General features: G+C 72.0%; 18 protein-coding genes. 8 read left to right on the top strand and 10 right to left on the bottom strand.

Features of this window, described 5'->3' with window-relative positions:
• The first annotated feature begins 25 nt into the window (after positions 1–25).
• Positions 26–4618, top strand: coding sequence for a glutamate synthase large subunit (gene gltB / locus ACIQGV_RS24215; RefSeq protein WP_402497630.1), 4593 nt, complete (start codon positions 26–28; stop codon positions 4616–4618).
• Positions 4611–6071, top strand: a complete 1461-nt coding sequence (locus ACIQGV_RS24210) for a glutamate synthase subunit beta (protein WP_402497271.1) — start codon at positions 4611–4613, stop codon at positions 6069–6071. The genes gltB and ACIQGV_RS24210 overlap by 8 nt, the downstream gene beginning before the upstream one ends.
• Before the next feature lie 133 nt (positions 6072–6204).
• On the opposite strand, the gene ACIQGV_RS24205 is transcribed toward ACIQGV_RS24210, so the two are convergent.
• The 3 genes from ACIQGV_RS24205 to ACIQGV_RS24195 form a co-directional block, all read right to left on the bottom strand.
• Positions 6205–6912 (bottom strand): calcium-binding protein, encoded by a 708-nt coding sequence (locus ACIQGV_RS24205; RefSeq protein ID WP_402497270.1) that lies wholly within the window; start codon positions 6910–6912, stop codon positions 6205–6207.
• On the bottom strand, positions 6909–8072 hold the full coding sequence (gene wecB / locus ACIQGV_RS24200) for a non-hydrolyzing UDP-N-acetylglucosamine 2-epimerase (RefSeq protein ID WP_402497269.1): 1164 nt from the start codon (positions 8070–8072) through the stop codon (positions 6909–6911). The genes ACIQGV_RS24205 and wecB overlap by 4 nt, the downstream gene beginning before the upstream one ends.
• Before the next feature lie 120 nt (positions 8073–8192).
• A complete protein-coding gene (locus ACIQGV_RS24195) occupies positions 8193–9437 on the bottom strand; it encodes a glycosyltransferase (RefSeq protein ID WP_402497267.1) in 1245 nt (414 codons plus the stop codon).
• A 518-nt stretch (positions 9438–9955) separates the two neighbouring features.
• Here ACIQGV_RS24195 and ACIQGV_RS24190 point away from each other — a divergent pair.
• Both ACIQGV_RS24190 and ACIQGV_RS24185 read left to right on the top strand, forming a co-directional pair.
• Entirely contained in the window at positions 9956–11773 is a 1818-nt protein-coding gene (locus ACIQGV_RS24190; protein WP_402497266.1) for a DUF2334 domain-containing protein, read from the top strand.
• Positions 11774–11784: 11 nt separating this feature from the next.
• Positions 11785–12834 carry a glycoside hydrolase family 113 gene (locus ACIQGV_RS24185; RefSeq protein WP_402497265.1) on the top strand — a complete coding sequence of 350 codons (1050 nt, stop codon included), beginning with the start codon at positions 11785–11787 and terminating at the stop codon, positions 12832–12834.
• Here the strand turns inward: ACIQGV_RS24185 and ACIQGV_RS24180 are convergent.
• The gene (locus ACIQGV_RS24180) at positions 12807–13724 is read right to left on the bottom strand and encodes a chitosanase (RefSeq protein ID WP_402497263.1); all 918 of its coding nucleotides are present in this window, start codon (positions 13722–13724) and stop codon (positions 12807–12809) included. The two genes, ACIQGV_RS24185 and ACIQGV_RS24180, sit on opposite strands and share 28 nt — an antisense overlap.
• A 22-nt stretch (positions 13725–13746) precedes the next feature.
• Complete coding sequence (locus tag ACIQGV_RS24175) at positions 13747–14670, bottom strand: rhomboid family intramembrane serine protease (protein ID WP_402497261.1); 924 nt, start codon at positions 14668–14670, stop codon at positions 13747–13749.
• 169 nt (positions 14671–14839) lie between these two features.
• Here ACIQGV_RS24175 and ACIQGV_RS24170 point away from each other — a divergent pair, with 169 nt between their 5' ends.
• Entirely contained in the window at positions 14840–15568 is a 729-nt protein-coding gene (locus ACIQGV_RS24170; RefSeq protein ID WP_402497260.1) for a vWA domain-containing protein, read from the top strand.
• Between the two features lie 18 nt (positions 15569–15586).
• On the opposite strand, the gene ACIQGV_RS24165 is transcribed toward ACIQGV_RS24170, so the two are convergent.
• Both ACIQGV_RS24165 and ACIQGV_RS24160 read right to left on the bottom strand, forming a co-directional pair.
• Positions 15587–16846 carry an acyl-CoA dehydrogenase family protein gene (locus ACIQGV_RS24165; protein WP_402497259.1) on the bottom strand — a complete coding sequence of 420 codons (1260 nt, stop codon included), beginning with the start codon at positions 16844–16846 and terminating at the stop codon, positions 15587–15589.
• A complete protein-coding gene (locus tag ACIQGV_RS24160) occupies positions 16846–17985 on the bottom strand; it encodes an acyl-CoA dehydrogenase family protein (protein ID WP_402497258.1) in 1140 nt (379 codons plus the stop codon). The genes ACIQGV_RS24165 and ACIQGV_RS24160 overlap by 1 nt, the downstream gene beginning before the upstream one ends.
• Before the next feature lie 49 nt (positions 17986–18034).
• Here ACIQGV_RS24160 and ACIQGV_RS24155 point away from each other — a divergent pair, with 49 nt between their 5' ends.
• The 3 genes from ACIQGV_RS24155 to ACIQGV_RS24145 are packed head-to-tail and all read left to right on the top strand — an operon-like array spanning position 18035 to position 20678.
• Positions 18035–18820: an SDR family oxidoreductase gene (locus tag ACIQGV_RS24155; protein WP_402497256.1), complete on the top strand. Its 786-nt coding sequence runs from the start codon at positions 18035–18037 to the stop codon at positions 18818–18820.
• 21 nt (positions 18821–18841) lie between these two features.
• The gene (locus tag ACIQGV_RS24150; protein ID WP_402497255.1) at positions 18842–19486 is read left to right on the top strand and encodes a TetR/AcrR family transcriptional regulator; all 645 of its coding nucleotides are present in this window, start codon (positions 18842–18844) and stop codon (positions 19484–19486) included.
• A gap of 34 nt (positions 19487–19520) precedes the next feature.
• Positions 19521–20678, top strand: coding sequence for an acetyl-CoA C-acetyltransferase (locus ACIQGV_RS24145; RefSeq protein ID WP_402497254.1), 1158 nt, complete (start codon positions 19521–19523; stop codon positions 20676–20678).
• Positions 20679–20885: 207 nt separating this feature from the next.
• Here ACIQGV_RS24145 and ACIQGV_RS24140 read toward each other — a convergent pair whose 3' ends face one another.
• The 3 genes from ACIQGV_RS24140 to ACIQGV_RS24130 are packed head-to-tail and all read right to left on the bottom strand — an operon-like array spanning position 20886 to position 23550.
• A complete protein-coding gene (locus tag ACIQGV_RS24140; RefSeq protein ID WP_402497253.1) occupies positions 20886–21950 on the bottom strand; it encodes an NAD(P)H-dependent flavin oxidoreductase in 1065 nt (354 codons plus the stop codon).
• Positions 21950–22705 (bottom strand): CoA-transferase subunit beta, encoded by a 756-nt coding sequence (locus tag ACIQGV_RS24135; protein WP_402497252.1) that lies wholly within the window; start codon positions 22703–22705, stop codon positions 21950–21952. The genes ACIQGV_RS24140 and ACIQGV_RS24135 overlap by 1 nt, the downstream gene beginning before the upstream one ends.
• Positions 22702–23550, bottom strand: a complete 849-nt coding sequence (locus tag ACIQGV_RS24130) for a CoA transferase subunit A (RefSeq protein ID WP_402497251.1) — start codon at positions 23548–23550, stop codon at positions 22702–22704. Before ACIQGV_RS24130 ends, ACIQGV_RS24135 begins: the two co-directional genes overlap by 4 nt.
• Between the last annotated feature and the right edge of the window lies 1 nt (position 23551).

The following is a 23551-nucleotide window of genomic DNA, read 5'->3' as shown; positions in this document are numbered from 1 at the left end:
CCACATGACGACGACGGGAGAGCCGATGCGTACGCCGCGCCAGCCGTCCCAGCATTCCGCGAATGGCCAGAACTGGTCCTTCATGGATGCTCGCCCTGCTGCGCAGGGTATGTACGACCCCCGCAACGAGCACGACGCGTGCGGCGTCGGTTTCGTGGCCACCCTCACCGGCGAGGCGTCCCACACCCTGGTCGAGCAGGCCCTGACGGTCCTGCGCAACCTGGAGCACCGCGGTGCCACCGGCTCCGAGCCCGACTCGGGCGACGGCGCGGGCATCCTCACGCAGGTGCCGGACGCCTTCTTCCGCGAGGTGGCCGGATTCGAGCTGCCCGAGGCGGGCGCCTACGCGGTCGGCATCGCCTTCCTGCCCGAGGAGGGCACCGAGGACGCCGTCTCGCACATCGAGACGATCGCCGGCGAGGAGGGCCTCACCGTCCTCGGCTGGCGCGAGGTCCCGGTCGCCCCCGAGCTGCTCGGCGCCACCGCCCGCTCGACGATGCCGGTCTTCCGCGAGATCTTCGTCGGTGACGGCACCAGCACGGGCATCGTCCTCGACCGCAAGGCGTTCGTGCTGCGCAAGCGCACCGAGCGCGAGGTCGGCGTCTACTTCCCGTCGCTGTCGGCCCGCACCATCGTCTACAAGGGCATGCTGACCACCGGTCAGCTGGAGCCGTTCTTCCCGGACCTGTCCGACCGCCGCTTCGCCTCCGCGATCGCGCTCGTGCACTCCCGGTTCTCCACGAACACCTTCCCCTCGTGGCCGCTCGCGCACCCGTACCGCTTCGTCGCGCACAACGGTGAGATCAACACCGTCAAGGGCAACCGCAACTGGATGCGCGCCCGCGAGTCGCAGCTGGTCTCCGAGCTGTTCGGCTCCGAGAAGCTGGACCGCGTCTTCCCGGTCTGCACCCCGGACGCCTCCGACTCCGCCTCCTTCGACGAGGTCCTGGAGCTGCTGCACCTGGGCGGCCGTTCGCTGCCGCACTCCGTGCTGATGATGATCCCGGAGGCGTGGGAGAACCACGACTCCATGGACCCGGCCCGGCGTGCCTTCTACCAGTACCACTCCACGATGATGGAGCCCTGGGACGGCCCGGCCTGCGTCACCTTCACCGACGGCACCCAGGTCGGCGCGGTCCTCGACCGCAACGGCCTGCGCCCCGGCCGCTACTGGGTCACCGACGAGGGCCTCGTCGTCCTCGGCTCCGAGGTCGGCGTCCTCGACATCGACCCCGCCAAGGTCGTCCGCAAGGGCCGCCTCCAGCCGGGCAAGATGTTCCTCGTCGACACCGTCGAGCACCGCATCATCGAGGACGACGAGATCAAGGCCCAGCTCGCGTCGGAGGCCCCGTACGCCGAGTGGCTGGAGACCGGCGAGATCGAGCTGGGCGACCTGCCCGAGCGCGAGCACATCGTCCACACCCACGCCTCGGTCACCCGCCGCCAGCAGACCTTCGGGTACACCGAGGAGGAGCTGCGCGTCATCCTCGCCCCGATGGCCAAGGCCGGCGCCGAGCCGATCGGCTCCATGGGCACCGACTCGCCGATCGCCGCGCTGTCCTCGCGCCCGCGCCTGCTGTTCGACTACTTCACCCAGCTGTTCGCGCAGGTCACCAACCCGCCGCTGGACGCCATCCGCGAGGAGCTGGTCACCTCCCTGCGCAGCTCGCTGGGCCCGCAGGGCAACCTGCTCGACCCGACCGCCGCGTCCTGCCGGTCCGTCGTGCTGCCCTTCCCTGTCATCGACAACGACGAGCTGGCCAAGCTCATCCACATCAACGCCGACGGCGACATGCCCGGCTTCAAGGCCGCGACCCTGTCCGGCCTGTACCGGGTGCACGGCGGCGGTGACGCGCTGGCCGCGCGCATCGAGGAGATCTGCGCCGAGGCCGACGCGGCCATCGAGAACGGCGCCCGGCTGATCGTCCTGTCGGACCGTCACTCCGACGCCGAGCACGCGCCGATCCCGTCGCTGCTGCTCACCGCGGCCGTCCACCACCACCTCATCCGCACCAAGCAGCGCACCGAGGTGGGCCTGCTGGTCGAGGCCGGCGACGTCCGCGAGGTCCACCACGTCGCCCTGCTCATCGGCTTCGGCGCCGCGGCCGTCAACCCCTACCTCGCGATGGAGTCCGTCGAGGACCTCGTCCGCGCGGGCACCTTCCTCACGGACATCGAGTCCGAGAAGGCCATCCGCAACCTGATCTACGCCCTCGGCAAGGGCGTGCTGAAGGTCATGTCCAAGATGGGCATCTCCACCGTCGCCTCCTACCGCGGCGCCCAGGTCTTCGAGGCCGTCGGCCTGGAGGAGACCTTCGTGGAGAAGTACTTCAACGGCACCGCCTCCAAGATCGGCGGCATCGGCATCGACGTCGTCGCCAAGGAGGTCGCCGCCCGCCACGCCAAGGCGTACCCGGCCTCCGGCATCGCCCCGGCGCACCGCGCGCTGGAGATCGGCGGCGAGTACCAGTGGCGCCGCGAGGGCGAGCCGCACCTGTTCGACCCGGAGACGGTCTTCCGCCTCCAGCACTCGACCCGCAGCAAGCGCTACGACATCTTCAAGATGTACACCGGGCGCGTGAACGAGCAGTCCGAGCGCCTGATGACGCTGCGCGGCCTGTTCGGCTTCAAGTCCGGCCGCCCGTCGATCTCCGTCGACGAGGTCGAGCCGGCCTCCGAGATCGTCAAGCGCTTCTCCACCGGCGCCATGTCGTACGGCTCCATCTCCAAGGAGGCGCACGAGACCCTCGCCATCGCCATGAACCAGCTGGGCGGCAAGTCCAACACCGGTGAGGGCGGCGAGGACCCGGAGCGCCTGTACGACCCGGCGCGCCGCTCGGCGATCAAGCAGGTCGCCTCCGGCCGCTTCGGCGTGACCTCCGAGTACCTGGTCAACGCGGACGACATCCAGATCAAGATGGCCCAGGGCGCCAAGCCCGGCGAGGGCGGCCAGCTGCCCGGCCACAAGGTCTACCCGTGGGTCGCGAAGACCCGGCACTCGACGCCGGGCGTGGGCCTGATCTCCCCGCCGCCGCACCACGACATCTACTCCATCGAGGACCTCGCCCAGCTGATCCACGACCTGAAGAACGCGAACCCGCAGGCGCGGGTCCACGTCAAGCTGGTCTCCGAGGTCGGCGTCGGCACGGTCGCCGCGGGTGTCTCCAAGGCCCACGCGGACGTCGTGCTCATCTCCGGCCACGACGGCGGCACCGGCGCCTCCCCGCTGACCTCGCTGAAGCACGCGGGCGGCCCCTGGGAGCTCGGCCTCGCCGAGACCCAGCAGACCCTGCTGCTCAACGGCCTGCGCGACCGGATCGTCGTCCAGACCGACGGCCAGCTCAAGACCGGCCGCGACGTGATCATCGCCGCGCTGCTGGGCGCCGAGGAGTTCGGTTTCGCGACCGCGCCGCTCGTCGTCTCCGGCTGCGTCATGATGCGCGTCTGCCACCTGGACACCTGCCCCGTCGGCATCGCCACCCAGAACCCGGTCCTGCGCGACCGCTTCTCCGGCAAGGCCGAGTACGTGGTGAACTTCTTCGAGTTCATCGCGCAGGAGGTCCGCGAGCTGCTCGCCGAGCTGGGCTTCCGCTCCATCGAGGAGGCCGTCGGCCACGCCGAGGTGCTCGACGTCGAGCGTGCCGTCGACCACTGGAAGGCGCAGGGCCTGGACCTGGAGCCGCTGTTCCACGTGCCCGAGCTGCCCGAGGGCGCGGTGCGCCACCAGCTCGTCGCCCAGGACCACGGCCTGGAGAAGGCGCTGGACAACGAGCTGATCCGGCTCGCCGCGGACGCGCTGGCCGCGTCGGAGGCCACCGAGGCCCAGCCGGTGCGCGCCCAGGTCGCCATCCGCAACATCAACCGCACGGTCGGCACCATGCTCGGCCACGAGGTGACGAAGAAGTTCGGCGGCGCGGGTCTGCCCGACGACACCATCGACATCACCTTCACCGGCTCGGCCGGCCAGTCCTTCGGCGCCTTCCTCCCGCGCGGTGTCACGCTGCGCCTGGAGGGCGACGCCAACGACTACGTCGGCAAGGGCCTGTCCGGCGGCCGTGTGGTCGTCCGCCCGGACCGGGGTGCCGAGCACCTCGCCGAGTACTCGACCATCGCGGGCAACACCATCGCCTACGGCGCCACCGGCGGCGAGCTGTTCCTGCGCGGCCGCACGGGCGAGCGCTTCTGCGTCCGCAACTCCGGCGCCCTGGTGGTCTCGGAGGGCGTGGGCGACCACGGCTGCGAGTACATGACCGGCGGTCACGCGGTGGTGCTCGGCGAGACGGGCCGCAACTTCGCGGCCGGCATGTCCGGCGGTGTCGCGTACGTCATCGACCTGGAGCGCGACAACGTCAACGTCGGCAACGTGGACGCCGTCGAGGTGCTCGACAACGCCGACAAGCAGTGGCTGCACGACGTGGTGCGCCGTCACCAGGAGGAGACCGGTTCGACGGTCGCCGAGAAGCTCCTGGCCGAGTGGGACACGGCGGTGGCCCGCTTCAGCAAGATCATCCCCAGCACGTACAAGGCAGTGCTCGCCGCCAAGGACGCCGCCGAGCGAGACGGTCTCTCCGAGTCCGAGATCACCGAGAAGATGATGGAGGCGGCGATCAATGGCTGACCCGAAGGGCTTTCTGAACCACGGCCGCGAGGTCGCCAAGTCCCGTCCCGTCGACGTGCGTCTGAAGGACTGGAACGAGGTCTACGTCCCCGGCTCGCTGCTGCCGATCATCAGCAAGCAGGCCAGCCGGTGCATGGACTGCGGCATCCCGTTCTGCCACAACGGCTGTCCGCTGGGGAACCTCATCCCCGAGTGGAACGACTACGCCTACCGCGAGGACTGGTCGGCCGCGCAGGAGCGCCTGCACGCCACCAACAACTTCCCGGAGTTCACCGGCCGCCTCTGCCCGGCGCCCTGTGAGTCGGCGTGTGTGCTCGGCATCAACCAGCCGGCCGTCACCATCAAGAACGTCGAGGTCTCGATCATCGACAAGGCGTGGGAGACCGGTGACGTCGCCCCGCAGGCTCCCGAGCGGCTGTCCGGCAAGACCGTCGCGGTCGTCGGCTCGGGCCCCGCGGGCCTGGCCGCCGCCCAGCAGCTGACCCGGGCCGGCCACACCGTCGCCGTCTACGAGCGCGCGGACCGCGTCGGAGGTCTCCTCCGGTACGGCATCCCCGAGTTCAAGATGGAGAAGCGGCACATCAACCGCCGTATCGAGCAGATGCGCGCGGAGGGCACCCGCTTCCGCACCGGTGTCGAGATCGGCCGCGACCTGAAGGCCACGGACCTCAAGAAGCGCTACGACGCGGTCGTGCTGGCCGTCGGCGCCACCACGGCCCGCGACCTGCCGGTGCCGGGCCGCGAGCTCCAGGGCATCTACCAGGCCATGGAGTACCTGCCGCTGGCCAACAAGGTCCAGGAGGGCGACTACGTCACCGCCCCGATCTCGGCCGAGGGCAAGCACGTCGTGGTCATCGGCGGCGGCGACACCGGCGCGGACTGCGTGGGCACCGCCCACCGCCAGGGCGCGGCCTCCGTGACCCAGCTGGAGATCATGCCGAAGCCGGGCGAGGACCGGGCGGCGCACCAGCCGTGGCCGACCTTCCCGATGCTCTACAAGGTCACCTCCGCGCACGAGGAGGGCGGCGAGCGGGTCTACTCCGTCTCCACCACCCACTTCGAGGGCGACGAGGACGGCAACGTCCAGTGGCTGCACCTGGTCGAGGTCGAGTTCGTCGACGGCAAGCTGACCCAGAAGCCGGGCACCGAGCGCAAGATCCCCGCCCAGCTGGTCACCCTCGCCATGGGCTTCACCGGCACCGACCGGGACAACGGCCTGGTGGAGCAGTTCGCCCTGGACCTCGACGAGCGGGGTAACATCGCTCGCGACGCCGACTTCCAGACCAACGTGCCGGGAGTGTTCGTCGCCGGTGACGCCGGCCGCGGACAGTCCCTCATCGTGTGGGCGATCGCGGAGGGCCGCTCGGCCGCCCGTGGCGTCGACCGCTTCCTGACCGGAGCCAGCGACCTGCCGGCGCCGATCCGCCCGACGGACCGTGCGCTGATGGTCTGACCGGCCCGAAAAGACGTCCCGTACAAAGGCGTACGGAACATTGGTGGCGCCTGCCTGTCCCCGACCCGGACATCTCGGCAGGCGCCACCGCATTTTTTCCGTGGGCCCGCAGCCCCCGGCCCGCAGCCCCGGTCTAGTGGGCCCGCAGCCCCTCGAACCGCACGGTCGCGTCCTCGGTGTACGCCCCGACCGAGCCGAGCAGATACGGCCGCTCGGTGTCGGTGAAGGTCACCAGCGGCTCCCCGCTCACTCCGACCTCCAGCACCGCGCCCCGCTGCTCGACCCGCACCCGGTGCCAGTCGCCCACCCGGTACCTCTGGTGCCCCGTGGCCAGGAAGCGCTGGCCGCCCGGATAGGCGGGATCACGCTTGCCCAGTTCCCAGCCGTTGGGCTTGAGGGTGATGTAGTAGAAGTGCTCCGGATCGGAGTACCCCCACACCAGCCAGGGCACCTCCCACGGGTTGGGCCGTGGCTCGCGCAGCTGCCGCACGGTGCGCATCCTCGCCTCGAACGTCACGTCCGTGTAGGTCGCGGTGCTCACCACCAGGCCCGCGTGGGTGTTCCCGGGGTCCGTGGCGGCCCGCGGCGACAGTGCCAGGAAGCCGTCGTCGCCGTAGTTGGTGCCGTGGCCGTTGAACACCGACAGCCAGCGGCCGTGCATCGAACCGTCCGTCCACGGCACCGGCCGGGGGGCCGGTTCGCCGGAACCGCAGCGGCCGGCCGTGACCGCGAGCAGCACCGTCAGCGCCAGCCCGGCCGCCAGCGCGGTCAGGACACGGCCCCCGCGCCCCGGCGGCGGCAGGGCGATCCGCCGTCGGGGACGCGGGAGCGCGGAGGTCATGCCGCCGAGTACGGCCCGGCCGCCGTCGCCCCGACAGGCACATCGGCGGCGAAGTCCTCGGCCAGCTGGGCCAGGACCCGCGCCGCGGCCCGGCCGTCGCCGAACGGGTTCCCGGCGGTCGCCATCCTCCGGTACTCCGCCGGATCGTCCAGCAGCCGTTCGGCGCTGCTGACGATGGTGTCCGGGTCGGTGCCGATCAGCCGTGCCGCGCCGGCCTCCACCGCCTCCGGGCGCTCGGTGGTCGTCCGCAGCACCAGCGCGGGCTTGCTCAGGCTCGGCGCCTCCTCCTGGATGCCGCCCGAGTCGGTGAGCACCAGGTCGCACTCGGCCAGCGTGGCGGCGAAGTCCAGGTAGCCCAGCGGCTCGACCAGTTCGATCCCCGGGTGCCCGTCCAGCTCGGGCAGCAGCGCGTCCCGCACGGCGGGGCTCTTGTGCAGCGGCAGCACGATCTCCACGTCCCCGCGGTGGGCGAGCCGGCGCAGCGCCCGGCCCATGCCGCGCATCCGCTCGCCCTGGTTCTCCCGCCGGTGCAGGGTCACCAGGATCCGCCGTGCCCGGGTGCGGAAGGCGGAGTCGCCGGACCCCTCACGGAGCACCCACAGCAGGTTGTCGATCACGGTGTTGCCGGTGGTGAAGACCTTCGTCCCGGGCACGCCCTCGTCCGTCAGATGACGGGCCGCGCGGTCGGTCGGGGCGAAGTGCCAGCGGGCGATCCGCCCGATCAGGCTGCGGTTGAGCTCCTCGGGGAAGGGGTTGTCGATGACGCCCGTGCGCAGGCCCGCCTCGACATGGGCGACCGGGATCTTCTCGTAGAACGCGGCGAGCGCGCCGGCCAGCGCGGTGGTGGTGTCCCCCTGCACCATCACCAGGTCCGGCCGCTGGTCCCGCATGACCTCGCCCAGCTCCTGCACCAGCCGGGCGGTCAGATCGGAGAGCTGCTGGCGGGTGCGCATCACCTCCAGGGCGATCCGCACCTCGACGCCGAGCAGTCCGAGCATCTGGTGGAGCATCTCGCGGTGCTGGCCGGTGGTGACGACGACCGGCTCGAACCGGTCGCCGGTCGCCATGGCCCGCGCCACGGGCGCCAGTTTGATCGCCTCGGGCCGGGTGCCGAGCACGAGCATCGCCCGTACGGGTACGGCGGACGGGAGTGTGGACATGGGTGAGCCCCCCTTGGGCATGCGCGGTCGCACGACCGCGTGAAGAGACGTGAAAGAAGAAAGAGAAAAAGCGGGACGGACCCGGCGGCCGGCCGCGGGAAGGAGGCGCCGGCGCGCGCGTCAGGTGCGCGCGGTCTTCAGCCAGGTGCGCTTTCCGGTGAGCATCCGCCAGAACCCCCACCAGCCGGCGGCGAACCAGATGTAGCCGTAGAAGACGAAGACATGGGCGAGCAGCACCGAGCGCACGAGTCCCAGCTCGCGCTCGCGCTTGGCGTAGACGAAGCCGTAGGTGTAGGCCGCGGTGAACGACAGCAGATACGGACCGAGCAGCCACATCGGGGAGACGAGGGCGTGGCCGGCCTGGACGGAGCCCGCCAGGGTCGCCACCAGCGCCACGACGAACGACAGCGGCAGCAGCGAGGTGAGCAGGATCAGCACCGGGCTGGACAGGTGGTAGAGGAGGTCCAGCGCGGGCCGGGTGGGCACGTCCCGCAGGATCAGCGGAACGAGCCCGGCGGACTGCAGATGCCCCTGGAACCAGCGCGAACGCTGCCGGATCAGCCGCCGCAGACTGAGCACGGCCTGCTGGGAGACCGCCGCGGTGGTGCAGTGCTGGTTGGTCCAGCCCTTGGCGATCAGCCGCACCCCGAGGTCCAGGTCCTCCGTGAGACTGTCGCTCCACGGGCCGTCCCCGCCCAGGGTGTCCAGCGCGGACAGCCGCATGAACTGGCCGTTGCCGCCCATGCCGACGCTGCCGATGAACCGGCGCGCGCTCTGGAAGACATCGCCGTAGACGACGAACTCCATGTCCTGCATCCGGGCCAGCAGCCCCAGATGCCGGTTGTACATCCGGACGCAGACCTGGACCGCCCCCGTGCCCGGATCGTCGAAACAGGGGTCCACGGACTGCACGACATGAGGATCGAGCCGGCCGTCCGCGTCGACGACGCACAGGATCACGTCGCCGGGGTCGCGCCCGGCCAGCAGACCGGAGTTCCTGAGGTGCCGTACGCCGTCATTGAGCGCGGCGCCTTTTCCCCGGCGCGCGTCCGGCAGAGTGCGCCGGTGCAGCCTGACCCGGTCGGGGTCGGCGGCGAGCGCGATCTCGGAGGTCCGGTCGTCGGAACCGTCGTCGATCACCAGTGCCATGAAATTGCCGGCGGGCAGTGCGGTGATGCGCGCCAGGCTTTCGGAAAGTACTTTCTCCTCGTTCAGGCAGGCGAGAAGAAATACGTAGAAGCGTTCTCTCCCGTCCCTCCGGGAGCGCCGAATTCTGCGCCGGGAGAGCAGGAAGAGACTGGTGTTGTAGCAGCCGGCCATCACGATCAGCGTGATGCTCGCCCACAGCAGCAGCTCAACGGCCATGGCTGCTCCCGGCCTCGACCTGCATCGTCACGGAGGCTCGGCGAGCCTGGCGGCGCAGTCGTGTCCGGGCCAGCAGTATCAGACAGGCGGTCAGGCAATAGAGCAGAAATCCTGCTCCGGCGGTGGCTTGCAATGCTTTGGCCAAAGGCAGGCCCGGCAATGCCTTCGGTGCGGCCATCGCCCCGGCAAGAGGCAGCAAGGCACCGAGAGCGGGTCGTCCGTACATCTTCCCCCCACATTTCACAGCGCGTCCCCGGCGCGCGATGGTGAACGTAGCAGAGCCCGCAGTCCGTCAAGAAGAGGATCCGAAAAAAGACAGGATCCGATCACCCGGCAGGGTGGGGCGCGCGTCCTGAATTCACTCCGGGTCTCATTGACACCCTTCTTGATCATCAGAAGAATCGGTGACTTCGTACCAGGCAAAAGCCTTTGCCAATGATTGGCAAAGTGGGGGGAACACCGTGAGAACCATGCACCCGTTCCGGAAACGGGGAAGTTTTCGAATTTCCGTCGTCCTGATGCTGCTGGCCGCTCTGCTGGGCGGCACGTTCATGACGTCGGGCGCCCAGGCCGCAGGCGGCCGCGGGCACCACGGCGACCGGGCCGGCACCCGGTCCGGACTCAACCGCGTCGACCTCTCCGGCTGGGCCGAGGCGCAGCGCAGGGCCGACAAGGCCCGCCACCGGGCCGACAAGGCCCGCCGCCTGAGCAAGCCCGCGCGAACCGCGCTCGCCGGCGCGGTGGCCGCCCCGTCGCGCACCGCCTCCGCCCTCACCCGCCAGGCCGCCGCGCTCGCACCGGCGGACGTGACCGCCGCCGCCGACCCGAGCACGCTCGTCCTGTTCGACACGGCCGGCCCCTACGGGCACCTCGGCGAGCTGTACGCCATGGCCGCCGCCAACCTCGCCGGCCACTTCGGCACCGTCACGGCCCGGCCCGTCCAGCAGTACACCGCGGGCCAGCTGGAGTCGTACAGCGCCGTGATCTACATCGGGTCGACCTACTACGGAGGCTCCGTCCCGGACGCGGTCCCGGACGCCTTCCACCAGGACGTGCTGACCACCACCAAGCCCGTGACCTGGATCGGGGCCAACATCTGGAACATGGCGGGCTCCGTGGGCGTCCCGCAGTTCACCCAGAAGTACGGCTGGGACCCCACCAGCTCCTTCTACGACGACGGCGGCTCGGTCGGCACCGTGACCCAGGTGTCGTACAAGGGCCGGACCCTCACCCGGAAGATCCCGGCCGGACAGGACGGCGGCGTCCTGCGCCCCAACGTGCTCACCGGCCCCGGCTACCCGGCCGTCACCCGTCTGGCCGAGGGTCTGGACACCACCAGCGGCCACACCTTCGGCTGGGCCGTCCGCTCCGCGAACCTCACCTACATCGGTGAGATCCCCTTCGCCTACGTCTCCGAGAGCGACCGCGTCATCGTCTTCGAGGACCTGCTCTTCGACGCACTCGCCCCCGGCACCGCCGAACGCCACCGCGCCCTGGTGCGGCTGGAGGACATCAGCCCCGAGTCCGACCCCGCCGAACTGCGGGCCATCGCCGACTATCTGTACTCCGCGGGCGTCCCCTACGGCATCAACGTGATCCCCGTCTACACCGACCCCAAGGGCGCCTACAACAACGGCGTCCCGGAGACGGTCCGGCTCTCGCAGCGGCCGCAGCTGGTCAGCGCCCTGAAGTACATGCTGGCCCGGGGCGCGGTGCTGATGAACCACGGTTACACCCACCAGTACGGCAACACCGACAACCCCTACAACGGGGTGAGCGGCGACGACTTCGAGTTCTACCGGGCGCATGTGGACGCGGCGGACAGTGTCGTCTACGACGGACCGGTGAGCGGGGACTCCGCCGTCTGGGCCCAGGGCCGGGTCACCGCCGCGCTGGCCGAGTTCACCCTGGCGGGACTGCCCCGGCCCACGCTGTGGACCACCCCGCACTACGCGGGCTCCCGGACCGACTACCAGGTCTTCAGCGCGAACTTCAACGCCCGCCTCGAACGGTCGCTGTACTTCGGCGGCACGCTCACCGGCGCCGCGTCCGATCCGAACCGGTTCATCGGACAGTTCTTCCCCTACGTGGTCCGTGACGTGTACGGGACCAAGGTGATTCCCGAGAACATCGGGAACTACGAGCCGGAGGCGTTCAACAACCACCCGGCACGGCTGCCGGCCGACCTCATCGCCTCGGCGAAGGCCAATCTCGCCGTCCGGGACGGGTTCGCCAGCTTCTTCTACCACCCGTACTTCCCGGTCCAGCCGCTGAAGGACACGATCGAGGGCATCAAGGCCCTCGGCTACACCTTCGTCAGCCCGGCGGCCCTGTGAGGACACCACGCGTGAAGGGGAGGACCGCCGCTGCCGTGGCGGTCCTCCTCGCCGTGACCGGCTGCACCGCCGCCCCCGCCACCGACGGGGCGGGGGGCGCCGACCCGGCCGAGATGAGGGGCATGACCCTGCCGTCCTGGTACCGCACCGACTACGACAGCCCCGTCGCGGCCCGCTATCTGAAGGACATCAGGGCCACCGGCGCCCGCTGGGTCACCTTCACCCCGACCTGGTACCAGGACCGCCGTACCGACGCCTCGATGCACACCACCGAGGAGACCGCCGGCGACGCGAGCCTGCGCCGGATCGTGCGCCGCGCGCACGACGCCGGACTCAAGGTGATGATCAAACCCCATGTCGACCTGGCCGACGGCGGCGACCGCGCGGAGATCCGCCCCCGCGACCGCGCCGCCTGGTTCACCCACTACCGCGGCTTCATCACGCACTACGCCCGCATCGCCACCGACACCGGCGCCGAGCAGTTCGCCGTCGGCACCGAACTCGCCGGGGTCTCCGGCGACCGCGCGGCCTGGAAGAGGATCATCGGCGCCGTCCGTGAGCGCTACGACGGACCGCTGACCTACGCCGCCAACTACGACGAGTACGAGCGCGTCCGCTTCTGGCGGGACCTCGACCTCATCGGCATCGACGCCTACTGGCCGCTCGCCGACACCCCCACCGCCGACCCCGCCCGGCTGCGCCGTGCCTGGGCGCCGATCCGCGAACGGCTCGCCGGTTTCGCCGGGCGCACCGGCCGGCGGATCCTGTTCACCGAGGCCGGGTACGTCAGCCAGCGCGGCACCACCACCGCGCCGTACTCCTGGACCGTCGGCACCACGCCCGGGGACGAGGAACAGGCCGCCGGCTACCGCGCGCTGCTCGACTCCTTCGAGGGACGGCGCTGGTGGGCCGGTGTGTGCTGGTGGATGTGGGACGACTGGCCGGACAGCGGTGAGACCCCCGCCCGGCTGGCCTACACCCCGCACGGCAAGCCGGCCGAGCGGGTGCTGCGTGCGAAGTGGGGCGCCGCCGGTCAGGGCGCCCGGAAGGTCTCTCCGTAGACCTGCCAGGTCAGCGGGGTCGTGAGGGCGAGGTTGCCCGAGTCGAGGAACCGGCGCTGGGCCGTGTCGATACGGCTGGTGTCGGTACCCGGCCTCTTCGCCAGCATGGCCTCGCGCCGCACATCCAGGAACGCCTTCAGATACGCGCGCTCGGAGCCGCCCTCGGAGGGCAGCCCGGCCTCCTTCAGGGCACGCTCGCGGATGCCGTAGAAGCCGTTCGGGCTGCTGTCGGGACCGTGGAGGATCATCGCGTCGTAGTAGACGAACTGGCCCAGGGTGCCGAGACCGTCCAGCTTGGCCATCCGTACCGCCGGGTCGAAGTAGACCTCGTCCCGCTCGGCCTCCTGTGCCTCGCGGAACGCCGGGACCTTCGCCTCCGCCTTCCAGGCCGCGGTGAAGCCGGGGTCGAGGCCCTCGTGGGAGTCGGTGCCGTCGACCTTGCGCAGGGCCGGCAGATAGCGGGCCAGGCCGTTGTCCGGGTGGGCCTCGGTGTAGTTCTCCACCAGGACCAGCAGATCGTGGGTGCCCGTGCAGAAGCCGACGATCCCCGCCGTGTAGCCCTCGCCGTCGCCCGGGTCCTCTATGGCCGCGTAGGAACTGCGCCAGTCCAGCGACGAGAAGGCCGAACTGGCCACGATCTGCTGGGCCAGCTCCTTCTTCGCCGGCGCGGCGAGTCCCGGCGGCAGGGCGGCGATCGTCTTGTCGTCCTCGGCGCGCTGGGCGCCGGCCGCGTCCCGCTCGGCCTTCGCCTTGGCCTGGTCACGGGCGAGCTGGTCGACCGCGGTCCGGTCCTGCGGAGAGGACGCCTCCGAGTCGGCGGGCGCGAGGAAGTACACGGCCGCGGTGACGAGGACGGGCACAGCGGCGAACAACAGTCCGACTTTCTTCATGGGGTACACCGTACGGCCCGTGTCAGGCCGCTCCTCCCGTCAGATCCGTCACCTTCAGCCAGGCCAGCCCCAGCAGCACCACCAGAACTGCCCCGCAGGCCACCGCCTGGATCACCGTGCGGCGAGGCCCGCGCGGGACGTGGGCGAGGGCCAGGGCCACCGCGCCGCCCGTGAGCAGGCCGCCCAGGTGGCCCTGCCAGGAGGTCAGACGCGCGGAGAGCACCAGCCACACCAGCAGCAGCACCATCATCCGGTGGACCTCGGTCAGGTCCGAACCCAGCCGGCGGGCCATGACGTACGCGGCCACGGTGAGGCCGAACAGCGCCCCGGACGCGCCGACCGACAGCTGCCCGGGGCCGGCCAGCAGCAGCTCCGCCACCGAGCCGCCGAGCGTCGACAGCAGATACAGGGCGAGGAACCGGCCCCTGCCGAGCTGCGGCTCGACCATCAGCCCGAGCCGCCACAGCGCGAGCATGTTCAGCACGACATGGGCGAGGCCGAACGTGCCCTCCGTCGGCATCAGATGCAGGAACCCGCTGGTGATCAGCCGCTCCCACTCCCCGGCGGCCACACCTTCGAACCGGAACCCGGCGGGCACCTCGCCCTGGTGGACGTAGTGCAGTCCGTCCGGCCCGACCAGGCCGGCGCCGAGCATCGCGAACCGCTCCACCAGCTCGGGACGCGCCAACTGGGCGAGATAGACCAGTACGTTCAGCGCGATCAGCGCGTACGTCACCACCGGCGTCGCCGTGACGGCGCCGCCGAACACCGTCCGTGCCCGGCGCACCGAGCGGGCGCCCTCCTTCACGCAGTCCGGGCAGTGATGGCCGACGGCCGCCTCGCGCATGCAGTCCGGGCAGATGAACCGGTCGCAGCGGGTGCAGCGGACGTAGCACTCCACCTGGGTGTGGCGGTAGCAGGTGGTCACGGCGGACTCGGCATCCACGCCGGCTCCTCGACAGGAAAGGGGACACAGGACGAGCCGATGGGGACGGCGCCGAACAAAATAGCGAACTCCCGTGACCGGCGGGAAAGGTGGGCCCGCCGTGGCGTAGCCTCGGGCTCCGGTCCCGGAGCGAACCGCTCCCGGACTCCCGGGCGAGGGGAGCTTGTGCATGGCGGCGATCAGTCTCAGCAAGGTCGAGGAGACCGCCCCCGCGCTGGTCAGCCTCTACAAGACCGCGGGTGCCTCGCTCACCCGGCACGGACTGGAGGGCCAGCGGGCCGCCGTCTATCTCGTCGTCGACTACTCCGGCTCCATGAAGCCCTACTACCAGGACGGCAGCGTCCAGGCGCTCGCCGACCGGGTGCTGGGCCTGTCCGCGCACTTCGACGACGACGGCCGGGTGCCGGTGGTGTTCTTCTCCACCGACGTCGACGCGGTCACCGACATCGCGCTCGCCGACCACCGCGGCCGCGTCGAGCGGATCGTGGCCGGGCTCGGCCACATGGGCAAGACCAGCTACCACCTGGCCATGGACGCCGTCATCGACCACTACCTGGACAGCGGCTCCCGGGCACCCGCCCTCGTGGTCTTCCAGACCGACGGCGGGCCGATCAACAAGCTCGCCGCGGAACGGTATCTGTGCAAGGCGGCGAAGCTGCCGCTGTTCTGGCAGTTCATCGGCTTCGGGGACCCGCACAGCAAGCAGTTCGACTATCTGCGCAAGCTCGACGACCTGTCCGTGCCGGACAAGCGTGCCGTCGACAACGCCGGTTTCTTCCACGCCGGTTCGGACCCGAGGCGGACGTCCGACGCCGAGCTGTACGACCGGCTCGTCGGCGAGTTCCCGAAATGGCTGGCGGCGGCCCGTGCCCAGGGGATCCTCCCGCCGGGTGCGTGAGACGGGCCCGCGGGGTTCTCAGGCGCGGCCCGCCGCGTCCAGGACGGCCGCGCGGCAGGTGTCGGGGTCGCCCCAGGCACCGCGCAGCGCCCGCGCCCTGGTCAGCCAGAGCGACAGGTCGTACTCGGCGGTGTAGCCGATCGCGCCGTGGCACTGGAGTGCCGTGCGCGCGGTGGCGTACGCCGCCTCGCACGCGCTCGCCTTCGCCGCCGCCACGTCCGCCTCGCCCAGCGTCAGCGCGGCCCCGAACACCAGGGGCCGCGCGAACTCCAGCGCCAGCTTCGCGTCCGCCAGCCGGTGTCCGACCGCCTGGAAGGAGCCGACGGGCACGCCGAACTGGGTCCGCTGCCGCACATGGGCCAGCGTCCTGTCCAGAAGCGCCTCGCCGACGCCGAGGGCCTGCGCGGCGGTGGTGAGCCGGGCGAGGGGGAGGGCCCGCGCCGGGCGGATCCCGGTGCCGAGCAGCGCGCCGCCCCCGGCGAGGGACGTGCGGCGGCGGGCGGGGTCCAGCGACGCGCGCACCGGGCCGTGACCGGGGGCGAGACGCAGCCCGTCGCCGGTGAGGGACAGCAGGATGTCCGCCGTGTCGCCGTCCAGCGCGCAGGAGCCCTCGGGGGCGAGCGTGGCCAGGGCGCTGCCGCGGAGGAGAGCGGTGAGCAGGGCCTGGGGGTGCGCCGAGGGGACGACGGGCCGTGGAGGGCGCCGGCCGCCGGGAGTGCCGGGTTGCCGGAGGCTCTGCCCCTCGGAGGCGCCGGGGCGTCGGGGACGCCTTCCCTCGGGGCCGGCGGGTTGTGGGTGGCGCCGCTCATCGGGGCCGGCGGGTTGCCGGGGGTGCTGTTCGCCGGGGGTGACGGGCGGCGGCGCGGGTGGCCCTTCGGCCGGGGTGGCACGTGACGTGGCCTCCGGCAGGAGCGCGGCCGTCGTGGCTTCGGGGGGCCGCGCGGCCGTCGTGGTCTCGGGGGGCCGCGCGGCCGCCGCGGCTTCGGAGAGGAGCGCGGCCGCTGTGGCCGTCTCCACGAGCGGGCCCGGTACCGCGTGGCGGCCCAGCTCCACGAACGCCACCGCCAGCTCCACCGGGCGCGGCCCCAGCCCGCCGAGGGCCTCCGGCACGGCCAGGGCGAACACGCCCGCCTCGGCGAGACGGCGCCACAGCGCGCGCCCGCTCGCCGGGTCGCCGCGGCTCCAGTCCCGTACGACCGACGGGGTGTCCGCGGCCTTCAGCAGCGCGCCCAGCGAGTCGGCGAACGCACGCTGCTCGGTGTCGAGGAGGAAGCGCATCAGCGGCGTCCCTTCGGCAGGCCGAGCAGACGCTCGGCGACGATGTTCCGCTGGATCTCGTTCGTGCCTGCGTAGAGCGGACCGGCGAGGGCGAAGACATAGCCCTCCGCCCAGGCCGTGTCCGCCGACTCGCCCTCCTCGCCCAGCAGATCGAGAGCCGTCTCGTGCAGCGCGATGTCCAGCTCCGACCAGAACAGCTTGCCGAGGCTGGACTCGGGGCCGGGCGGGCGGCCGTCGAGGCAGCGGGCGGCGGCCGCGTAGGTGGACAGCTGGTACGCGCGGGCGCCGATCAAGGCGTCCGCCACCCGCCTCGCGGCGCCCTCGGGGCGGCCCCGCGCCTGCCAGAGCCGGTGCAGCCGGCCGGCGCTCGCGAGATAGCGGCCGGGGGAGCGGAGCATGAGCCCCCGCTCGTTGCCCGCCGTCGCCATCGCGATGCGCCAGCCGTCGCCGGGGGCGCCGATGACGTCCTCGTCGGGCACGAACACCTCGTCCAGGAACAGTTCGGCGAAGGCGGGCTTGCCGTCGAGACGGGCGATGGGGCGCACGGTGACCCCCGGCGCACGCAGGCCGAACATCAGGTACGTCAGGCCCTGGTGGCGCCGCGGGGCGTCCGGGTCGCTGCGGAACAGGCCGAAGGCGCGATCGGCGAAGGCCGCGCGGGACGACCAGGTCTTGACGCCGCTGAGCAGCCACCCTCCGTCGGTGCGCACGGCCCGCGACCTCAGCGACGCCAGGTCGGAACCCGCCTCCGGCTCCGACCACGCCTGGGCCCAGACCACCTCACCGGTCGCCATGGAGGGCAGGATCCGGGACCGCTGCTCCGGGGTGCCGTGCTCGAAGAGGGTGGGGGCGAGCAGGCTCACCCCGTTCTGGTTCACACGTCCGGGGGCGCCCGCCGCCCAGTACTCCTCCTCGAACAGCAGCCAGTGGACCAGGTCCAGGCCCCGGCCGCCGTACTCGGCCGGCCAGTTCACCACCGACCAGCGCTCCGCGGCCAGTTCGGCCTCCCAGGCGCGATGCGCGGCGAAGCCCTCCCCGGTCTCCAGCGAGGGCGGCGGATCCCGCGGCACATGCGCGTGCAGCCAGGCGCGGGCCTCGGCGCGGAAGGACTCCTGCTCGGCCGTGAAGGTCAGATCCATGGGACCCCGCTCCTTCCCTAACAAGTGTTTGGTAGGTTAGCGTGAGGCCATGACAGGCGTCGAGACTCCGGCGTACGTGCCGGGCCACGGGCTGCTGGCGGGACGCACCGCCGTCGTCACCGCGGCAGCCGGTGCGGGCATCGGCGGGGCGACCGCGCGCCGCTTCCTGGAGGAGGGCGCGCGCGTGCTCCTCAGCGACGCCCACGCGCGGCGGCTGGGCGCCTGCGAGGCCGAGCTGGCAGCGGAGTTCGGCCGGGAGTCGGTGGCCGCCCGCCCCTGCGACGTCACCGACGAGGCACAGGTCCGGGCGCTGTTCGACACGGCCGTGGCGGCACACGGCCGGCTCGACGTCGTCGTCAACAACGCGGGTCTCGGCGGGACCTCACCGCTCGTCGACATGACCGACGCACAGTGGTCGAACGTCCTGGACGTCACCTTGAACGGCACCTTCCGGTGCACCCGTGCCGCCCTCCGCGCGATGCGCGGCACCGGCGGTGTGATCGTCAACAACGCCTCCGTCGTCGGCTGGCGCGCCCAGGCCGGGCAGGCCCACTACGCCGCCGCGAAGGCGGGCGTGATGGCGCTGACGCGCTGTGCGGCCGTCGAGGCGGCGGAGTACGGGGTACGGGTCAACGCGGTCTCCCCGAGCCTCGCCATGCATCCCCATCTCGCCAAGGTGACCACCCCGGAGCTGCTGGCCGAGCTGACGGCCCGCGAGGCTTTCGGACGGTACGCCGAGCCCTGGGAGGTGGCCAACGTGATCGTCTTCCTCGCCTCGCCCTACTCCTCCTACATGACGGGCGAGGTCGTCTCCGTCAGCAGCAGACACCCCTAGGACCCCAGGACAATGGACCGCGTGCCGACCAAAAGAAAACCCCAGGTGACCGCGGCTGCGGCGAGAAGGCCCGAGACCGCCGCCGCTCAGGCCGCCCGCCGCCGTGAACTCCTCGACACCGCCGCCGAGGTCTTCGCCGAGCAGGGCTACAACGCCACCACCGTACGCAAGATCGCGGACCACGCGGGCATGCTCGCGGGCAGCCTCTACTACCACTTCGACTCCAAGGAATCGATGCTGGAGGAGATCCTGCGCGGCTTCCTCGACGAACTGTGGGACGGCTACGACACCGTCCTGGGCGCCCGGCTGGGCCCCCGCGAGACCCTTGAGGCGCTGGTCACCGAGTCCTTCCGGGAGATCGACCGGCACCGGGCCGCCGTCGCGATCTACCAGAAGGAGAGCAGACAGCTCGCCGGGCAGGAGCGGTTCGCCTTCCTCGCCGAGTCCCAGCGCAGGTTCGAGACGGCGTGGCTCGCCACGCTGGAGCGCGGTGTCGCGGACCGGGTGTTCCGGGACGACCTCGACGTCCGGCTCACCTACCGGTTCGTGCGGGACACCGTGTGGGTCGCCGCCTCCTGGTACCGGCCCGGCGGACACCACAGCCCGGAGGAGATCGCCCGGCAGTACCTGTCGATGGTGCTGGACGGGATCGCCGTACGTGAGTAGCCGTTGATGTGCTCTTTCCTGTGAGGGAGTTGCCATGGCCGATGCCTACATCGTCGAAGCGGTCCGCACGCCCGTGGGGCGGCGCGGGGGAGGGCTGAGCACGGTCCATCCGGCCGACCTCGGGGCCCACGCCCTGCGCGCGCTCGTCGACCGGGCGGGCGTGGACCCGGCCGCCGTCGAGGACGTCGTCCTCGGCTGTCTGGACGCGGTCGGACCGCAGGCCGGGGACATCGCGCGCACCAGCTGGCTGGCGGCCGGGCTGCCCGAGGAGGTGCCCGGCGTGACCGTGGACCGGCAGTGCGGCTCCTCCCAGCAGGCCCTGCACTTCGCCGCGCAGGCCGTGCTGTCCGGGACGCAGGACCTGGTCGTCGCCGGCGGGGTGCAGAACATGTCGATGATCCCGATCGCCTTCGCCACCCGGCAGGCCGCCGAGCCGCTCGGGCTGACCGAGGGGCCCTTCGCGGGCAGCCGGGGCTGGCGCGCCCGCTACGGAGACCGGCCCGTCAACCAGTTCGCCGGCGCCGAGATGATCGCCGCGAAATGGGGCATCACCAGGCGGGACCAGGAGGAGTTCGCGCTGCGCTCGCACCGGCGGGCCGTGCGGGCCGCCGACGAGGGCCGCTTCGACCGGGAACTGGTTCCCTACGGCGAGGTCACGGCCGACGAGGGCCCGCGCCGGGACACCTCGCCGGAGAAGATGGCGGCGCTGAAGCCGGTCCTGCCCGGCGGCACCGTCACCGCCGCCTGCTCCTCCCAGGTCTCCGACGGCGCGGCCGCGCTGCTGCTCGCCTCCGAACGCGCGCTCCGCGATCACGGGCTGCGGCCCCGGGCCCGGGTGCACCATCTCTCCGCCCGCGGCGAGGACCCCATCCGTATGCTCACCGCCCCCATACCCGCCACCGCGTACGCCCTGAAGAAGACCGGCCTCACCCTCGACGACATCGACCTCGTCGAGATCAACGAGGCGTTCGCGCCCGTCGTCCTCGCCTGGCTGAAGGAGACCGGCGCCGATCCCGGCAAGGTCAACGTCAACGGCGGCGCCATCGCCCTCGGCCACCCCCTCGGCGCGACCGGCGCCAAGCTGATGGTCACGCTGCTCCACGAGCTGGAGCGGGTGGGCGGCCGTTTCGGGCTCCAGACGATGTGCGAGGGCGGAGGCCAGGCCAACGTGACGATCATCGAACGGCTGTGACGGCTGTGACGGCTGTGACGGCGCCGGTCGGCACCGTCCGGCACCGGACGGCCTCCGGGCCGGTGGGCCCCGGGCCGGTGGGGGCCCGCCCTGGGGGGGGGCGGGCCGCCGCACACGTCCGGTCTCCGGGGTTTTCCGAGCGTTTCCTCGGTCATGCGGTCATGCGGTCATGCGGTCATGCGGCCGCCTGGCCGCACGGGCGTACGGTCACGCGGGCGTCGTGGCACCGCCCGCCGACAGCGCAGCCACGATCTCCTCGGCCTGGGCCATGACACGCTCCACCAGCCCGGCGCACGACGGCAGGTCGTCGATCACCCCGGCGACCTGTCCGGACGCCATCACCCCGAGGTCCGTGCGGCCGTCCACCATCGACGCCCTGAGCAGCATCGGCGTGTTCGCGGCAAGCAGCACCTGGCTCCAGGTCAGGTCCTTGCCCCGGCGCAGCGCCCGCCCGTCCCGGACCATCCGGCGCCAGGTCACCCCGGACAGTCCGCGCAGACCCGCCGCCCGCCGCACGGCCTGCAGCAGGGCCGTCGCACGGCCGGAGTTCTCCAGCGCCTCGACGAGTTCCGAACGGAGCATCCGGTGGGGCAGGCCGTCGACCGCCGTGGTGACCGTGACGTCCCGGACCGTCGCCGCCAGATAGCGCTGCTTCACCGCGTCCGGCACGGTCGAGTCCGAGGTGAGCAGGAACCGGGTGCCCATCGCGACGCCCGCCGCCCCGTACGCCAGCGCCGCGACCAGCCCGCGCCCGTCGAAGAAGCCGCCCGCCGCCACGACCGGGATCCGCACGGCGTCCACCACCTGCGGAAGCAGCACCGTCGTCGCCACCTCGCCGGTGTGTCCGCCGCCCTCGCCGCCCTGCACGATCACCGCGTCCGCGCCCCACGCCGCGACCTTCTCGGCGTGCCGCCGGGCGCCGACGGTCGGGATCACCACCACACCGGCCTCCTTGAGCTCGGCGATCAGCTCGGGGGAGGGCGCCAGGGCGAAGGAGGCCACGCGCACCCCCTCGTCGACGATGAGGCGGACCCGGTCGCCCGCATCGGCGGCGTCGGCGCGGAGGTTGACCCCGAAGGGCGCGTCCGTGCGGGACCTGACCTCGCGTATCGCCTCGCGCAGCCGGTCGACGGTCATCGTGGCGGAGGCCAGCACACCGAGCGCGCCCGCGTTCGCCGTCGCCGAGACCAGCCGGGGGCCCGCCACCCATCCCATGCCGGTCTGCACGAGGGGGTGACGCACTCCGACCAGCCGGGTGAGCGCGGTCTCCATCAGCGGTCGACCTCCTTCACCCGGGTGCCCCCCGGATCGAGCACCTCGCGGATCAGACGCAGTTCGCCGGCGGTCGGCGCGCGGGTCGGCGGCACGTCGTCGGGCACGTCCAGCGCGAAGCCCGTCGCCTCCCGCACCTCCTCGGCACTCGTGCCCGGATGCAGCGAGGCCAGCCGCATCGAGCCGTCGGGCGTGGCGAAGTCGAGGACGCCGAGATCGGTCACGACCCGCCCGAGACGGTGGAAGCGGGCCGTGCCCGGTATCGCCGCGGCCCGGTCGTGGCCCACCCCGCACACCATGTCGACGTGCTCCACGAACACCCGGCGTGTGTGCCGGGGCACCCAGTAGCTCGTCAGGTGGTTCAGCGTGTTCACCGAGGCGCCGCGCACCCCCAGCAACTGGCGTGCGGGCCTTCGCCAGTCGCCGATGCAGGAGATGTTCTGGTTGCCGTACCGGTCGAGCTGGCTCGCGCCCATCATCACGTGCCGCCGTCCACCGGTGGCCAGGTCGAGATGGGCGCGGTAGGGCAGCCAGCCCTCCACGGTGCCGTCGGGGCCCACGAGCAGCGCCTCGCCGTCCGTCAGCAGCAGGTCCGGCGCGAACGTACGGCGGGCCAGCCGCGCGCCGAGGGAGGGGATCACCCCCATCGGGCTCGCGAGGATCTCCCCGGCCCCGCGCCATGCCTCGGCGCAGGCGACGACGCAGTACTCGGCGCGGGTGGGCGGGGTGAGCGGCCCCTGGCCGGCGGCGGTCATGCGTCCTCCTGGTGCCACGCCCGCACGGCTGCCCGGTACTCCGGCTCCTCGCCGGACAGGAAACGCCCGGCGAACCGCGGCCAGGGCGTCGTCGCGTAGTGCCTCAGGAACTTCTCGTCCCGGGCGTAGTCCGGCGCGCAGGAGGTGAAGTGCGCCCCGTTCGGAGCCTCGACGACCCCCGTCACCGTGTGCCGCCGGATCAGCAGGGTCTGCGGTACGGCCTCCTTCGTCAGCTCGGCCGTGTCCACGATCCGTTCGCAGGAGACGTACGCCGCGTCCGCCGCCTCGCAGAACAGATCGTCGAAGTACGGGTCCGGGCCGAGGCACTGGCCGTTGCCCCCGCGGTCGGCGCGGTTCACATGCACCAGGGCGGCGTCCAGCCGCAGGGCGGGCACGGCGACGAAGGTCTCCCCGTCCGCGTAGGGCGAGGTCACCGTCCGCAGGTCCGGGTTGACCCGCATCACGTCCGAGCCGAGCCCGGCCCGCAGCGGCAGGAACGGCAGCCGGTGCGCGGCCGCGCGCAGCCCCCACAGGAACATCGCCTCGTCGAACTCCGTCAGCTCCAGGGCGCCGCTCTCGCGGGCCGCGCGGAAGTGCGGTTCGAGCGGCACCGAGTCGAGTGTGGCGAACGGGACGACCAGCCGGCGCACCCGGCCCGCGGCGGCGAGCATCCCGACGTCCGGGCCGCCGCACGACACCACCGTGAGGCCGGTGACCCGTGACCGCAGCAGGGCCCGCACCAGGGCCATCGGCTTACGGCGGGCCCCCCAGCCGCCGATCCCGAGCGTCATGCCGCTGTCCAGCCGGGCGACCGCCTCGTCGGCCGTCATCGTCTTGTCGCTCATC

This window comes from Streptomyces sp. NPDC093094, from assembly GCF_044754345.1.
GTDB lineage: Bacteria > Actinomycetota > Actinomycetes > Streptomycetales > Streptomycetaceae > Streptomyces.
The sequence above is the reverse complement of the archived record's forward strand: the minus strand, read 5'-3'. Positions and strand labels throughout refer to the sequence as shown.